The sequence below is a fragment of the Actinomyces gaoshouyii genome, assembly GCF_002076915.1.
Lineage (GTDB): Bacteria > Actinomycetota > Actinomycetes > Actinomycetales > Actinomycetaceae > Actinomyces > Actinomyces gaoshouyii.
In genome coordinates this window covers 1,197,097-1,212,779 of sequence record NZ_CP020468.1, presented here as the reverse complement: position 1 = coordinate 1,212,779, position 15,683 = coordinate 1,197,097, and the positions used below count along the sequence as shown (strand labels likewise).

The window sequence follows — 15,683 nt, the reverse complement described above, 5'->3', positions numbered from 1 at the left end:
AGGACCACTCATCCGAGTAGAAGGAACGCATGAACCCATCCCGGAACCCATCCCGGAGCCCCGAGGTCCCCATCACTGCCGGCCTCATCATCGCCCTCGCCATCCAGAACGCCGTGCCGCCCTTCGCCACGGACATGTACTCGCCCGCCTTCCCGCAAGTCGCCACCGACCTCGGCACTTCAGCCACCGCCGTCGGGTTGACCCTGACCGCCTTCTTCATCGGCATGGGCACGGGTCAGCTCGCGGGCGGAACCGCCTCCGACCGCTACGGCAGACGCCGCCCCATCATCACCGGCGGGCTCATCTGCACCCTCGGCGGCATCGTCTGCGCCCTCGCACCCGGCATCGGAATCCTTCTGGCCGGGCGGATCCTCCAGGGCCTCGGCGGGGGAATCGCCTCCGTCGTCGGGCGCGCCGTCCTCGTCGACGTCGCCCACGGCGACCGCCTCGCCCGCATCATGTCCATCCTCATGGCCGTGGGCGGCCTGGCCCCCATGCTCGCCCCCGTGGCGGGCAGCGCCGTCCTGTCCGCGGCGACCTGGCGGATGATCTTCTGGTGCCTGGCCGGATTCGGGCTGCTCATGATGGCCATGGCCGCGATCGTCATCCCCGAGACCCTTCTGGCATCTGACCGCCGCCACGGGGGTCTGCGCCGATTCGCCGGCGGATTCGCCGAGCTCGTGCGCCACAAGCGATTCATGGGATACATGCTCACCTCCGCGTTCTCCGGCTTCGCCATGTTCGCCTACATCTCCGCCTCCTCCTTCGTGTTGCAGGAGACCAAGGGACTCACCGCCATGCAGTACTCCGTGTTCTTCGGCTGTACCGCCGGGGCCAACATGCTCATGGCGCTGACGAACTCCCGGCTCGTGGGGCGCTACCGGCCCCGGCGGCTCATCGCCGTCGGGCTCGGGATCTCCGGGGGCGGGATCGCACTGGTGACCCTGGCTGTGCTGGCCTGGGGCGTGGCGCTTGTGCCGCTGTGCGCGGGCTTCGTGCTCACCATGGCGGCGCAGGGCCTCATCTTCGGCAACGCCAGCGCGCTCGCCCTCGGCGAGGTGCGGCACGTGGCCGGGGCGGCCAGCGCCCTCATGGGCGTCGTGCAGGCGATCGCCATGGGGATCTCCGCGCCGCTGGCGAGCTCCGGGGGCGGTGCCAGCGCCGTGCCCATGGTCGCCGTCATGCTCACCGGGATCATCGGCGCCTGGGCCGCCTACCTTCTCGTGGGGCGCGCGCCCTCCCAGCGCCGCCTGCCCGGGGTGTGAGGGGTGTGCGGGGTGACATGGCGAGATTTGAGGATTGCTCGGCCGAATTGCAGTGTTTGATCGTTCAAGGACCGCATGATCCTGCGGACCTGGCGGCTGCTAGGAGGGTCTGAGGAAGAAGCAATCCTCAAACCTCGCCATCTTCGCTGGGGTGAGGCGTTCAGCCCTGTGATCGAAGTAACGCATGGAGGTTGTGTGCTCGGTGCGCTGCTCGCCCGGTCTTGCGAGAGGAGCACGGCAGGGGGAGGGGCGGCGCATAGACTGGGGCCGATGAGCGAGCAGGACACTCAGAACCCGCAGGCCGCCCCGAAACTCCCCCCGCGCCACGTCACCCAGGAGGTCCTGGGCCAGGCCGGGCGCCGCGGCCCCTTCCGCTACGGCGAGCGCATCCAGGTTACCGACGTCAAGGGCTCCAAGAACACCTTCCACCTCCATCCCCAAGGCTACTTCCAGTCCGCACGCGGTTCCTTCCGCCACCGCGATGTCGTCGGCAGGCAGGAGGGGACCGTCCTGACCACCGATTCCGGCCACGAGCTCCTCCTACTGCGCCCCCTGCTCGCCGACTACGTCCTGTCGATGCCCCGCGGCGCCCAAGTGGTCTACGCCAAGGACTCAGGCCAGGTTATCGCCCTGGGCGACATCTTCCCCGGTGCCCGCGTTCTTGAGGCCGGCGTCGGCTCCGGCGCCCTGACGATGAACCTCCTGTCGGCCATCGGGGAGACCGGGAGCCTCATGTCCATCGAGCGGCGCGAGGATTTCGCCGCCATCGCCGCCTCCAACGTCGATTCCTGGTTCGGGGGCCATCATCCCGCCTGGGAGCTGCGCACCGGCGATTTCAACGACGTCGTCGCCGCTCGCGTCGAGGACGCCTCCATCGACCGCGTCATCCTGGACATGCTCGCTCCCTGGGAGAACATCGAGGCCTCCGCCCGCGTCCTGGCCCCCGGCGGCCTCTTTCTCGCCTACGTCGCCACCACCACCCAGATGTCGCGCACCGTCGAGGCCCTGCGCCACAGCCTGCTCTTCACCGAGCCCGAGGCCTGGGAGTCCATGGTGCGCACCTGGAACGTCGATGGCCTGTCCGTGCGCCCCGACCACCGCATGGTCGCCCACACCGGATTCCTCCTCACCGCCCGCCGCCTGGCCCCCGGCAGCGCACCGCTGACGCGCAAGCGCCCACCCGCCCGCGGAGCCTACGACGACGCCGGCCACTGGATCCCCGAGGACGTGCGCGAGCGCACGAGCACCGACCGGAAGGTCCGCCGCGTCCTGCGCGACTGCCTCGCCAAGCAGCCCGAGGACGCCACCCCCGTCCTCCCCGGCGTCCCCACCGCCGGGGGCGACGACGCCCCGCAGGAGCCCCTCGATGACTGACACCGCCGACCTGGGCATGCCCGCGCCTTCTTTCACCAGCCACCAGCTGCGCGAGGCCCGCGCCGAGGCCGTCTCCCTGGCCGAGAAGAACGAGCGCCTCACCCGGGCCCTCACCTCCGCCCGAGAGCGGATCGCCGAGCTCGGCGCCCAGCTCGACGCCGTCACCCACCCGCCCGTCGCCCTCGCCCTCCTCACCGGCCTCCGCACCCGCCCAGAGCGCCCAGACCGTGCCCCAGATCGTGCCGAGGAGTCCGCCTCCGTCGCCGCTGCCTCCGTGAGTGCCTCCGCCCCCGAGGCCCTCGTCCTCCTCGGCGGGCGCATCATGAGCCTCGGTCTGCGCCCGGGCCTCGATCCCGGGGCCCTGCGCATCGGCCAGCTCGTCGCCGTCAATGACGCCATGCTCGTCGTCGACGCCCTTCCCGAGCCCGACACCGGCGAGGCCGTCGTCCTCGACGAGGTCCTCGATGACACCCGCGCCCTTGTCACCACCGGCTCCGGCGCAACCCGTGTCCTGCGGCTCGGCGGCGCCCTGGACGCTGGCGCCCTCGCCCCCGGCACCACGCTGGCCGCCGACCTGCGCGCGGACGTGGCCACCGCGATCATCGAGCGCACGAGCGTCGAGCAGCTCGTCGTAGCCGAGACGCCGGACGTCACCTGGGAGGACATCGGCGGCCTCGGCCCCCAGATCCAGGCCATCCGAGACGCGCTCGAACTGCCTTTCACCCATCCCGGCCTCTACCGCGCCTATGGGCTGCGCGCTCCCAAGGGCCTCCTCCTCTACGGCCCGCCCGGATGCGGCAAGACCCTCATCGCCAAGGCCGTTGCCACATCGCTCGCCGCCGGCGGCGGCGGGACCGGCGGCGAGCGCGCCACGGGTCGCACCGCCGCCTTCCTCAACATCAAGGGCCCCGAGCTGCTCAGCAAATTCGTCGGAGAGACGGAGCGCCAGATCCGCGCCATCTTCGAACAGGCCCGCAGGGCCGCCGCCGAGGACCGGCCCGTCGTCATCTTCTTCGATGAGATGGAGGCCCTCTTCCGCACCCGCGGCACCGGGCTCTCCAGCGACGTTGAGACTATGATCGTCCCGCAAGTCTTGGCCGAGATCGACGGCGTGGAGTCCCTGCGCAACGTCGTCATCATCGGCGCCTCCAACCGCGAGGACATGATCGACCCCGCGATCCTGCGCCCCGGTCGCCTCGACGTGAAGATCCGCGTCTCCCGCCCCGATGCCGCCCAGGCTCTCGACATCCTCGCCCGGCACCTCACCACCGACATCCCCCTCGATCCGGCCGAGCTCGCCGCCCACGGCGGTGACCGCGAGAGTGCGGCCGCCGCCATGCGCGCCGCCGCCGTCGACGCCCTCTACGCCCGCTCGCCCGCCACCGCGGTCCTCGAGGTCTCCTACACCTCCGGCACCACCCGGACCCTCCACCTCGGCGACCTCGTCAGCGGGGCGATGCTCGCCCAGATCGTCGCCCGCGCCAAGACCGCCGCCATCAAGGACGAGCTCTCCGGTGGGGCGGGAGGGCTCTCCACTGCCCGTCTCCTGGCCGCCGTGGCCGAGGAGGCACGGCAGAATGAGGAGATCACCGGTGCCACCAGTCCCGAGGGATGGGCCAGGCTCATCGGCGCCCAGTCCGGGCCGATCCGCGGTGCTCGGCGCCTGGGCGCCGCCATCAGCGCCGCGCGGCCCCACGAGACGCAGGAAGGCGCATGACCACCTCAGCCACATCCATGCCCGTTATTGCCCAAGCTCCCGTCGCCGCCGCGCTCGGCCCCACGACGAGGCCGGTCGGCCTCGAGACCGAGTTCGGCGTCACCGAGCCCGGCAACTCCCGCGCCAACCCCGTCGTGCTCTCCAGCCTCATCGTCGACGCCTACGCAGCCCGCTCCCGCCCGGGCCTGCCCGGTGCCGCCTCGGTGACCTGGGACTACGAGGGGGAAGATCCTCTGGCGGATCTGCGCGGCGGGCGCATCGACCGTGCCGCCGCCCACCCCAGCCAGCTCACCGACGACCCCACCGCCCCCGCCCCCTCCGGCGATGCGCCCGCCGATGGCGGCCCCGTGGGCCTCGACTGGGGGACTCGCCCCAGGCCGAGTGACGAGGAAGCCGCGCTTCCCCGAGCCACCACGGCTGTGCTCGCCAACGGCGCGCGCCTCTACGTGGACCACGCCCACCCCGAGTACTCGGCCCCGGAAGCCCTCACCCCCACGGACGCCCTGGCCTGGGACCGGGCGGGAGAGGTCATCGCCCGGCGCGCCATGGAGGCCCGGGCCCGTTCCGGCGGTCCCGAGATCGTCCTGTACAAGAACAATACCGACGGCAAGGGCGCTGCCTACGGCAGCCACGAGAACTACCTCGTGCGTCGCGACCTGCCCCTCGACGCCCTCGCCGCGGCCCTGACGCCCTTCCTCATGACCCGGCCAGTCGTCGTCGGCGCAGGGCGCGTGGGGCTGGGCGAGCGCAGTGAGCGCCCCGGCTTCCAGATGAGCCAGCGCGCCGACTTCATCGGCTGCCCGATCGGCCTGCAGACCACCTTCAACCGGCCCATCGTCAACACCCGCGACGAGCCCCATGCCGACGCAGCCCGCTGGCGCCGCTTCCACGTCATCAATGGCGACGCCAACCGCTTCGACGTTCCCGGCTATCTCAAGATCGCCACCACCGACCTTCTCCTGTGGTTCCTGGAGCGCTCCCATGAGCGCGGCGAGGGGATCGGAGCCCTGGCGCCCCTGCGGATCCTCGGCGACCCCGTCGAGCAGCAGTGGGCCCTCTCCCACGACGCGACCCTCGCCTACGCGCTCACCACCCAAGGCGGGCCCATGAGCGCCGTTGCCATCCAGCGCTCGCTCCTGGAGGTCATCGCCGCCGCGCTCGAGGCCGACTACGGGGGCATCGGTGCGCAGAACCTCGGTGAGGAGACCGCCCGCGCCCTGGCCCTGTGGGAGGAGGCGCTGGGCCTCCTCGAGGCGATCGCCGCCGCGCCGGGCGACCTCCAGCCGGTGGCGGCCGCCGCACCCATGATCGAGTGGGCCGCCAAGATGCAGCTCTGCGAGGGCCTGCGCGCGCGCTCGGGCACCGATTGGAGCGATCCGCGCCTGGCCGCTCTCGACATCACGTGGGGCGACCTGCGCGAGGGGTCCGTCGTCGATCGCCTCGACGCCGCCGGCCGCGTCCGCCGCCTCCTCGACCCCTCGCGGATCGAGGCCGCCGCCGACACCCCGCCGGCGGGCACCCGCGCCGCCGTGCGGGGCCGCGCGATCGCCACGATCCCCGAGGTCGTCTCTGCCTCCTGGACCAGCCTCGTCATCGATGCCCCCCAGCGCCCCCAGCTCATCCGAGTCGCCCTGCCAGGCGCCGTCGCCGTCACCGAGGCCGAGACTGAGGGACTTCTCACGGCGATTGAGCGCGCGGCCCAAGGTGGGGGAGACTGGGTCCAGTGACCGCCCCTCACTCCCGACCCACCCGCTCCAACCGTCGGGCCAACGCGAAGGAACGACCATGACCAGCCAGGAAGCGCAGCAGATCCGGCCCTCCGGCGGCGAGGGCGGCACCGAGTCCGAGGTCACCAGCGCGGCTTGCCAGGTCCAGACCACTGGCGTCGACGCCATCCTCGACGAGATCGACTCCGTCCTGGAGACCAACGCGGCGGCCTTCGTCCAGGGATTCGTTCAGAAGGGCGGTCAGTGAGTGAGCGCCGCGGCTGACGGCGGGTGCCGCCCGCCCTCCCGGCGGATCATCGGTATCGAGACCGAGTACGGCATCACCTGCGCCTCCACCACTGGCGGCGCGGCGCCGCTCGACGCCGATCACGCTGCGCGCGAGCTCTTCGCCCCCGTCATCGCCGCCCACCGCTCCTCCAACGTCTTCACCCGGGGCGGCGCCCGCCTCTACCTCGACGTCGGCTCCCACCCGGAGTTCGCCACCGCCGAGTGCGACCGTCTCGCCGACCTCCTCGCCCAGGACCGCGCCGGCGAGCTCACCATGGCCGATCTCGCCGCCCGGGCCAACGCCCGGCTCGAGTCGGCCGGCGTGCCCGGGCGCATCCACCTGCTCAAGAACAACCTCGACGCCGAGGGCAGCGGCTTCGGCTGCCATGAGAACTACCTCGTCCACCGCCGGGGGGACTTCTGGAGTGACGCCCGTACCCTCGTCCCGCACCTGGTCACCCGGCAGATCCTCGTGGGCGCCGGGCACGTGCTGCCCGCCGACCCGGTCACCGGCGCCCCCGCCCGCTATGTCTTCTCCCAGCGCGCCGACCAGATGCACGACGCCGTGTCCTCTGCCACCACCCGCACGCGCCCCCTCATCAACACCCGCGACGAGCCCCACGCCGACGCCGAGCTCTACCGGCGCATGCATGTCATCGTCGGGGACTCCAACATCGCCCAGGGCTCCACGCTCCTGAAGGCGGGGGCCATGGATCTCCTCCTGGACTACCTCGAGTCCGGGGGCAACCTGGCGGACCTCGAGCTCGCCGAGCCCATGCGCGCCATTCGGGACACCTGCCACGATCTCAGTGGGACGGCGCTCCTGGAGCGCAAGGACGGGCGCAGCATCACCGCTCTGGACCTGCAGGGGGAGCACCTGGCGCGCGTGCGCGCCCACGCCGACGCCGAGCTCGACCTCAGCCCCCTCCAGTCCGCCGTCCTCGACCTGTGGGAGCGCGGCCTGGAGGCCCTGCGCGCGCAGGACCCCGGAGCCGTGGACACCGAGCTCGACTGGGCCGCCAAGCACCAGCTCCTCACCCGCTACGCCGAGCGCGCCGGCACCGGACTCGACGACCCGCGCGTCACCCGCCTCGCGCTGGCCTACCATGACGTGTCCCCGGAGGAGGGACTGCGGGCCCGCCTCGAGGCCGCCGGGATGCTGCGCCGCTACCTCGACGACGACGTCTGCCGGGCTGCGATGAGCACCCCGCCGGCCACGACGAGGGCGGCCTTGCGGGGCGCGGCGATCGGCCTGGCCCAGGATCTGCGCGCCGACCTGGCCGCCGACTGGGTCAACCTGCGCCTCGACGCCGGCTCAGGCGGGCAGGAGGTGCCGGCCATCGCGCTTCGCGATCCCTTCGCCACGTGGGATGAGAGAGTCGATAAGCTCATGTCCGCCCTGAACGCGATGAGGCGTCAGAGCGCGGACGTCCTCCGCGAGGCTCCCCTATGACGAACCACGATGACAACGACGACGGGCTCGAGAGCACCCGTCCGCTGACCCGTCGCGAGCGCAGGGGCCTGGAGCGGCTGGGAGAGGTGCAGGCCGAGCGCCGGGAGGCCGCGCAGCGTCAGGCGGCCGAGCGCAGACGCGCGGCAGAGGAGACCCGCCTCAGGGCCCAGCGCGCCGAGGCCGCCCGGATCGAGGCCGAGCGCCGGGAGGCTGAGAGGATGGCGGCTGAGCGCCTCGCCGCGCAGCGCCGGGCCGCCGAACCCCGATTCCCGGAAGTCCGGTCCGCCTCCGACGGCGTGGTGGCGGAGGACGCACTCGAGACCCCGGAGCCGCTCTCCACGACGGGCGGGCAGCGCGCCCTCGGCGCCGCGCTCAACCGCTCCCGACCCAGAGGGCATGCGGCACTCGTCCTCGTCTGCCTCGCGGTGGCGGCGATCATCATCATCCCGCTGGTCCTGTCCACTGTGAACGGCAAGTCACCGGCCAGCAGGGCGGTGGCGAGCCCCACCGGTGCCGCCATGCTCCCGGCGGACACCCCACTGGACCAGGCGATGACGGTCTCCGGGCGAGTCGGCGCCACACCGGTGGTCAAGCTGACGGCGCCACTGAGCGCGCCGTCCTCCCTCATCATCGACACCCTCATCACCGGTGAGGGTCGCGCCCTCCAGCCCGGGGACGCCGCGCTGCTGTCCATCGCGACCTTCTCCGGCACGGACGGGAGGAACACGACCTCCCTCAGCGCGGGCTCCTCGGGTGAGGAGCACACCAGTCGGCGCCTCGTGAGCGTGAGCGTCGACCAGGCCTCCCTCAACGACCTCACCGACATCATCACCGGAACCACCGAGGGCACCCGGCTCGTCCTGCGCGGCCCGGTCGTCGTCGACGGCACTCCGTCCACCGAGATCACCGTCATCGATGTCCTGCCGACCACCGCCTCGGGCACGGCTGTCGCGCCTGTCGCAGGCATGCCGACCGTCATCCCCGGCGACGCCGGGGCGGTCACGCTCTCCGTGACCGGTCTCCCCGCTCCCACCCGCTCCACCGCCGTCATACTCATCCAGGGCACGGGCGAGCAGGTCCACTCCAACAGCCGTATTATCGCCCGCGTCCAGGCCGTCTCCTGGACCGACGGGAGCGTCATCACCAATGACTACGGCGCCACGGCCCTGCCCGTCGCCGTTGAGCTGAGCAGCGCCAAGACCTATGCCGGGCTGCGCAACCACCTCGTGGATGTGCCCGTGGGCAGCAGGGTTGTCCTGGCCCTGCCCGCCGATCAGGCTCGGGGGGACAGACCCGTGGCTGTCGTCGTCGATGTCCTCGCCATTGAGGAACCCAAGACGGAGGCTTCTGGAGCCAGCCCGGGCGCCACTCCCACCGTCGGCACCGATCCCGAGCTATCGAGCCGAGCGCCCAGCCCCGCAGCGCCCGCCGCAACCGCTGGGAACTGATCCGGCCCATCCACCACCTGAACCCAGGAGCAGTGAATCCATGAGCGTCGCCGTCCGCATCATCCCCTGCCTTGACGTCAAGGACGGGCGCGTCGTCAAGGGCGTCAACTTCCAGGGCCTGCGCGACGCCGGGGACCCCGTCGAGCTCGCCCGCCGCTATGACGCCCAGGGGGCCGACGAGATCACGTTCCTGGATGTCTCCGCCTCCTCCGAGGGCCGCGCCACCATGCTGGAGGTTGTCTCGGCCACCGCTGAGCAGGTCTTCGTGCCCCTGACCGTCGGCGGGGGAGTGCGCAGTGCCGACGACGTGGTCCGGCTCCTGCGCGCCGGCGCGGACAAGGTGGGCATCAACACCGCTGCCATCGCCCGCCCCGAGCTCCTGACCGAGGTCGCCGAGCGCTTCGGCAACCAGGTGATCGTCCTGTCCGTGGACGCCCGACGCTGCCCCGACGGCGTGAGCACCCCCTCGGGCTACGAGGTCACCACCCACGGCGGCACCCGCTCGACCGGCATCGATGCCATCGAGTGGGCGGTGCGGGCCGCTGAGCTTGGCGCGGGGGAGATCCTGCTCAACTCCATGGACGCCGACGGCGTCACCGGCGGCTTCGACCTGGCCATGCTCGACGATGTCCGCCGGGCGGTGCGTGTCCCCCTCATCGCCTCGGGCGGCGCGGGCGAGCCCGAGCACTTCGCCGCCGCCGCCGACCACGGCGCCGACGCAGTGCTGGCCGCCAGTGTCTTCCACTACGGCACGATGACCATCGGCCAGGCCAAGGATGCCCTGCGCGCCGCGGGCCACCCCGTTCGCTGAGACCGGGGCCCGGACGCGGCTTGGTGTCCCGGTGCTCCAGCCTGTACGGTCGGCTGCGGACACGGAGTCTGCGGCGCATGGCGCGGTACTCCCTCGCCCCGGCAGGAGCGCTGCCATTGACCGATAAGGAAGCTTACGTTGAGCAACTATCCCGACCCCCAGATTCCCGGTAACGGCATGCCCCAGTACCCGGGCAACGGGGCACCGCAGTTCCCCGAGCAGGGAGTCAACCCCTATGGGATGTCGAATGGCTTCGGCCCCAACCCGACTGAGAAGAATTGGATGGGCATCACCGCGCTCGTCTGCGGCTGCCTCATCCTCCTGTGCGGAATCTTCACGGGAATCCCGGCGATCATCTTCGGCGCGATGGGCATGCGCGCCGCCGGCAGGGGCGAGGCCACGAACAAGGGAATGGCTATTGCGGGTGTGGTCCTGGGCGTGATCTCTGTGGCGATGACCATTTTCGCGATCGCTACGGGCAGCCTTCAGGCGACCATTGACTCGATCAACAACGCGAACTGACCCCCCGGGGCCCTGGGACGGCCGTGCCTCCTCCCGTCGGGGAATCGCTATCGCCACGGTCGCGGCCGCTGCCTCCTGGGGATTACCGGCGGTCTTCATCATCCTCGGCAACGCGCTCGCACCCGACCGTTTCCCGAGGATGCCTGACCTGTGCGTACTGCACCGCCTCACCGGCTTCTGGTGTCCGCTGTGCGGAGGGACTCGGGCCACGGCCTCGCTCATCGACGGGGACCTGGCCACTGCCCTGGCCTACAACCCCTTCGCCCTGGCCACCGAGGTCGTCGCGGTCCTCTTCGTGGCGCGCTGGACCGCCCGCCGACTGGCCGGGCGCCCTGGTCCCCTCCTCACTTCCGCCGAGGCAGTCGGCTACGGCATCGCCTGCGTCGGGTTCCTCGTCCTGCGGAACCTCCCGGGTATGTGGGCGCGGGTGAGTCCCCTCCTCGGGCCCCCTGGCTGAATTGGAACCCACGGATGGCCGAGTCGTCGAAGGGCGCGGCTCTGCGGCCGATGACTCGCGCACGGAATTGCTCGCAGAAACTGAGGATGCTGTCCCCCGGCAGGGGCTTCGATCCGAACGCGGCCGGCTACGAGCCGTACCGCCCCGACGCGCCCGACCAGGGATGCTCATGCCGCCCGGCAGTACCCCGCCGTGCGAGGATGCGCCCATGAGCCATGACGCGCCCACCGCCCTCCCGCCTCTCCTCGATGAGGCTATCGCCTCCCGCCTCAAGCGGGATGAGCGGGGGCTCGTGTGCGCTGTCATCCAGCAGTGGGACACTCGCGAGGTGCTCATGGTCGGCTGGATGGATGATGAGGCCCTGCGGCGCACCCTCACCGAGGGGCGCGTCACCTTCTGGTCCCGCTCCCGCCAGGAGTACTGGCGAAAGGGGGACACCTCCGGGCACGCCCAGTACGTCAAGGCCGTCAGCCTGGACTGCGACGGCGATGCCCTCCTGGTCGAGGTGGACCAGATCGGCGCCGCCTGTCACACCGGCGAGCGCACCTGCTTCACCACCGGTGGTGACTTGGGCGCCATCGTCGGCGCCCGCCCGACTTCCTGAGGTGGGAACGCGCGTTTCCAGGCATCAGTGCTACGGTGCAACGGTATCCTCGACTCCGCGCGCCCGCGTGGCACCGGGATGCTCCATCGTCTACCGAGCAACGAGAGTTTCGCATGTCCTCCTCGTCCACTACGGGCGCGGCGGCGGGTACCCGGCCCTCCGCATCCCATCCCATCAAGGAGCTCACGCTCCGCGGCATCTTCATCGGCGGGATCATCACGATCATCTTCACCGCCGCGAACGTTTACCTCGGCCTCAAGGCGGGACTGACCTTCGCCACCTCGATCCCGGCTGCCGTCATCTCCATGGCGATCCTGCGCTACTTCAAGGACCACACGGTCCAGGAGAACAACATCGTCCAGACCATCGCGTCCGCGGCGGGAACGCTGTCCGCGATCATCTTCGTCCTGCCGGGCCTCGTCATGGTCGGCTGGTGGCAGGGATTCCCGTACTGGCAGTCCGTGTTCGTCATCGCCCTGGGCGGGATCCTCGGCGTCATGTACTCCATCCCGTTGCGCCGCGCGCTCGTCACCCACTCCAGCCTGCCCTATCCCGAGGGCGTGGCCGCGGCCGAGGTGCTCAAGGTCGGCGACACCCACGAGGGCGCCGATGAGTCGCGCCGCGGGCTCATGGCCATCATCTGGGGTGGGCTGTCCTCCGCCGGATTCGCCATCCTCGGCTCCCTCAAGGCCGTGTCCACCGAGGTCTCCGGTGCCTTCAGGATCGGCGCGGGCGGGACGACGGTGGCCGGCTCCCTCTCCCTGGCCCTCATCGGCGTCGGCCACCTGGTCGGCATCGGCGTCGGCATCGCCATGATCGTCGGCCTGGTCATCTCCTACGGCGTGCTCCTGCCCATCCAGACCTCGGGCGAGCTCGACGGCGTCGAGGACCTCGCGGATGCCGTCGGCGCCGTCTTCAAGAGCGACGTGCGCCTCATCGGCGCCGGCACCATCGCCGTGGCCGCCGTGTGGACGCTCATCAAGCTCATGGGCCCGATCGTCATCGGCATCCGCGACTCGATCCGCTCCACGTCGCTGCGCGGCTCCGGCCAGGAAGTCGACCTGACCGAGCGCGACCTGTCGGCCAAGGTCGTCATCGCCGTCACCCTGGCCTCCATGCTGCCCATCGGCGTGCTCCTGTGGCTCTTCGTCCAGGGCACTGCCATCGCGCACTCCGTCATCGGGCTCGTCATCGTCTCGATCATCTTCATCCTGCTCACCGGCCTGGCCGTGGCCTCGGTGTGCGGCTACATGGCCGGCCTCATTGGCGCCTCCAACTCCCCGATCTCCGGCGTCGGCATCATCGTGGCCATCGCCGCCGCGCTCATCGTCAAGGCCGTCCACGGCAGCGTCCAGGGCGACCAGCTTTCCGCGCTCGTCGCCTACACGCTGTTCACCGCCGCCGTCGTCTTCGGCATCGCGACGATCTCCAACGACAACCTCCAGGACCTCAAGACGGGCCAACTCGTGGGCGCCACCCCCTGGAAGCAGCAGGTCGCCCTCGTCATCGGCGTGGGATTCGGCTCGATCATCATCCCACCGGTCCTCAACCTCATGCAGACCGCCTTCGGGTTCCAGGGCGCCCCCGGCGCGGGCGACAAGGCCCTCGCGGCCCCGCAGGCCTCCCTCATCTCCGATCTCATCAAGGGCGTCTTCGGCGGGGACCTGAACTGGAACCTTCTGGGCCTGGGGGCCATCATCGGCGTGGTCGTCATCATCATCAACGAGGTCTTGACCCGCACGACCAAGAACCTGTCCCTGCCCGGCTTGGCCGTCGGCATGGGCATGTACCTGCCCATGGCGATCACCATCATGATCCCCATCGGCGCGCTGCTCGGCCTCATCCACGACCGCTGGGCCGCCAGGCAGGCGGATCCCGAGCGAGCCAAGCGCATGGGCACCCTGGCCGCGACGGGCCTCATTGTCGGTGAATCCCTGTGGGGCGTCGTCTATGCCGGCATCGTCGGCTTCTGGGGGGAGCAGGCGCCTCTGGCCCTCGTCCCCGACAGCTTCGAGACCGTCGCCTACTGGCTCGGCCCGGTGGTCTTCACCCTCGTGACCGCTGGCATGTACTGGTACTCCCGCAAGGCGGCCCGCCGGGCCTGAGCGGCCCCTCGCTCCTCGTCGCGCACGGTTCCGCCCGGCGCGCGGATCTCGGCCCTGCGTTGAGGATTTGCGTGCCGGGCGCCGCCTTAGGGACCATGGGAGCGGATAACGATATGGGAACCGGCACAACGGGCCCCACTCAGGCGCTAGGAGGTGCGCGATGACATCCTTCGAGGAGATGGTCGCCTCCGCCCGCGCCGTTGTCGCGGAGCGTGAGTCCCGGGTCCCCCTCGAGGAAATGCGGGACCGGGTCCGCGAGGCGGATAGTCCCACCAACGCCCTCGACGCCCTGCGCTCCCGCAGCGGCTCGGTCTCCGTCATCGCCGAGGTCAAGCGCGTCACCGCTACCTTCGCGGACCTCAGCGGGGTCGGGGACGTGGCCGTCCTGTCCCGTTTCTACGCCGCCGGCGGCGCTGCTGGCGTCTCCGTGGTCACCGAGCCCGTGCGCTCCCACGGCCGCCTGGCGGACCTCGACGCCGTGCGCGCCAGCATCGACGTGCCCATCCTCGTCAACGACCTCGTCGTCACTCCCTACCAGGTCCACGAGGCGAGGGCCCACGGGGCCGACCTCCTCCTCCTCGACGCCCGGCTCGAGCCGCTTATCCTGGAGGCCCTCATCGAGCGCACGCATTCCCTGGGGATGCTCGCCGTCGTCGAGGCCCATTCCCGCAGGGAGGCGATCACCGCCGTGGAGACCGGAGCGCTGTGCGTGTCCGCCGATGCCCGCGATCCCCTCACCGGCCTGGTGGACCACTGCCGCTTCGAGCAGGTTGCCGAGGTCCTGCCCTCCTCCGTGCTGCGCGTGGCCACGGGGGGCGTCGCCGGCCCGAGGGACGTCATGTCCTATGCCCGCTGGGGCGCGGACGTGGTGCTCGTGGGGGAGGCCATCATCCGCTCCCAGGACCCCCAGCAGTTCGTCGCCGAGCTCGTCGCGGCGGGGAACCACCCCGCGCTCCAGAACGCCATGAACCGAGAGGCCAGTTGAGTGCCGCTTCCCATCGCAGCCATCGGGGATTCGCTCATTCCCGTGTCGATCCCCAGCCCCCCGCAGTCCGTCTGGCACCTTGGCCCGATCCCGATCCGCGCCTACTCGATCTGCATCCTCGCCGGGGTCGCCCTGGCCGTGTGGTGGACGGATCGGCGCTACCGGGCTCGTGGCGGCCGGGCCGAGCTCGCCCTCGACACGGCGATGCTCACCGTGCCCATCGGCATCGTCTGCGCCCGCCTCTACCACGTCATCACCTCGCCGGATGCCTACTTCGGGCCGAATGGCGATCTCGCGCGCATCTGGCGCACCTGGGAGGGCGGCATCGGGATCTGGGGAGGCGTGGCAGGCGGCCTGATCAGCGGGGCCCTCTTCCTGCGCCGCCGGGGAGTGCGCCTGGCGCCCTTCGCCGACGCCGTCGCCCCCGCCCTGCTGGCGGCGCAGGCCATCGGTCGCTTCGGCAACTGGTTCAACCAGGAGCTCTTCGGCGGGCCCACGACCCTTCCCTGGGGTCTCGAGATCGACCGGGCCCATCTGCCCGCCGGCTACGCGCCCGGGACCCTCTTCCACCCGACCTTCCTCTACGAGGCCCTGTGGTCCGCCATGGGCGTGTGCGCCCTGCTCTGGCTGGAGCGCCGCCTGCGCGGCGCGGGAGCGTGCGGTGGCCGCCTCTTGTGGGCCTACTTCATGGTCTACACCGCCGGCCGCGCCTGGGTGGAGCATCTGAGAATCGACGAGGCCCAGCGAGTGCTCGGCCTGCGCCTCAACGAGTGGACCTCGCTGGTGGTCTTCGTCATCGGGCTCATCGGGTTCGTCGTCGTGACCCGCCGCGGTCCCAGTGACGCGGTCACCGCCGACGGCGCAGGGCCCGCCGAGGGGTCTGACGCGCCGACCCGTGAGAAGGCCGACGATCCGCGCGGCCCCCACCGTGGCTCCTGCTGAACTCGG

14 protein-coding genes are annotated in these 15,683 nt (G+C 71.1%); all 14 read left to right on the top strand.

The genetic code is table 11. The features are described from left to right. The first annotated feature begins 29 nt into the window (after nucleotides 1-29). The 14 genes from B6G06_RS04945 (at nucleotide 30) to lgt (ending at nucleotide 15,677) form a co-directional block, all read left to right on the top strand. Complete coding sequence (locus B6G06_RS04945) at nucleotides 30-1,265, top strand: multidrug effflux MFS transporter (RefSeq protein WP_081171245.1); 1,236 nt, start codon at nucleotides 30-32, stop codon at nucleotides 1,263-1,265. 270 nt (nucleotides 1,266-1,535) lie between these two features. Beyond that, nucleotides 1,536-2,639: a tRNA (adenine-N1)-methyltransferase gene (locus tag B6G06_RS04940; RefSeq protein ID WP_080462692.1), complete on the top strand. Its 1,104-nt coding sequence runs from the start codon at nucleotides 1,536-1,538 to the stop codon at nucleotides 2,637-2,639. After that, on the top strand, nucleotides 2,632-4,356 hold the full coding sequence (gene arc, locus B6G06_RS04935; RefSeq protein WP_081171243.1) for a proteasome ATPase: 1,725 nt from the start codon (nucleotides 2,632-2,634) through the stop codon (nucleotides 4,354-4,356). The genes B6G06_RS04940 and arc overlap by 8 nt, the downstream gene beginning before the upstream one ends. Then, nucleotides 4,353-6,083: a proteasome accessory factor PafA2 family protein gene (locus B6G06_RS04930; RefSeq protein ID WP_081171241.1), complete on the top strand. Its 1,731-nt coding sequence runs from the start codon at nucleotides 4,353-4,355 to the stop codon at nucleotides 6,081-6,083. The genes arc and B6G06_RS04930 overlap by 4 nt, the downstream gene beginning before the upstream one ends. A 58-nt stretch (nucleotides 6,084-6,141) precedes the next feature. Continuing rightward, complete coding sequence (locus B6G06_RS04925) at nucleotides 6,142-6,330, top strand: ubiquitin-like protein Pup (protein ID WP_080462689.1); 189 nt, start codon at nucleotides 6,142-6,144, stop codon at nucleotides 6,328-6,330. Further along, nucleotides 6,331-7,803: a Pup--protein ligase gene (pafA, locus tag B6G06_RS04920; RefSeq protein WP_081171238.1), complete on the top strand. Its 1,473-nt coding sequence runs from the start codon at nucleotides 6,331-6,333 to the stop codon at nucleotides 7,801-7,803. Continuing rightward, the gene (locus B6G06_RS04915; RefSeq protein WP_081171236.1) at nucleotides 7,800-9,251 is read left to right on the top strand and encodes a hypothetical protein; all 1,452 of its coding nucleotides are present in this window, start codon (nucleotides 7,800-7,802) and stop codon (nucleotides 9,249-9,251) included. The genes pafA and B6G06_RS04915 overlap by 4 nt, the downstream gene beginning before the upstream one ends. Before the next feature lie 40 nt (nucleotides 9,252-9,291). Next, nucleotides 9,292-10,062, top strand: coding sequence for an imidazole glycerol phosphate synthase subunit HisF (gene hisF / locus B6G06_RS04910; protein WP_081171234.1), 771 nt, complete (start codon nucleotides 9,292-9,294; stop codon nucleotides 10,060-10,062). Nucleotides 10,063-10,200: 138 nt separating this feature from the next. After that, the gene (locus B6G06_RS04905) at nucleotides 10,201-10,584 is read left to right on the top strand and encodes a DUF4190 domain-containing protein (protein ID WP_229657910.1); all 384 of its coding nucleotides are present in this window, start codon (nucleotides 10,201-10,203) and stop codon (nucleotides 10,582-10,584) included. A gap of 139 nt (nucleotides 10,585-10,723) precedes the next feature. After that, the gene (locus tag B6G06_RS04900; protein ID WP_080462685.1) at nucleotides 10,724-11,041 is read left to right on the top strand and encodes a DUF2752 domain-containing protein; all 318 of its coding nucleotides are present in this window, start codon (nucleotides 10,724-10,726) and stop codon (nucleotides 11,039-11,041) included. A 208-nt stretch (nucleotides 11,042-11,249) separates the two neighbouring features. Further along, on the top strand, nucleotides 11,250-11,645 hold the full coding sequence (gene hisI, locus B6G06_RS04895; RefSeq protein WP_095532487.1) for a phosphoribosyl-AMP cyclohydrolase: 396 nt from the start codon (nucleotides 11,250-11,252) through the stop codon (nucleotides 11,643-11,645). Nucleotides 11,646-11,758: 113 nt separating this feature from the next. Next, nucleotides 11,759-13,750, top strand: a complete 1,992-nt coding sequence (locus B6G06_RS04890) for an OPT family oligopeptide transporter (RefSeq protein WP_081171232.1) — start codon at nucleotides 11,759-11,761, stop codon at nucleotides 13,748-13,750. 160 nt (nucleotides 13,751-13,910) lie between these two features. Next, nucleotides 13,911-14,735, top strand: coding sequence for an indole-3-glycerol phosphate synthase TrpC (locus B6G06_RS04885; RefSeq protein ID WP_080462683.1), 825 nt, complete (start codon nucleotides 13,911-13,913; stop codon nucleotides 14,733-14,735). Then, complete coding sequence (gene lgt / locus B6G06_RS04880; protein ID WP_081171230.1) at nucleotides 14,736-15,677, top strand: prolipoprotein diacylglyceryl transferase; 942 nt, start codon at nucleotides 14,736-14,738, stop codon at nucleotides 15,675-15,677. The last annotated feature ends 6 nt before the right edge of the window (nucleotides 15,678-15,683 follow it).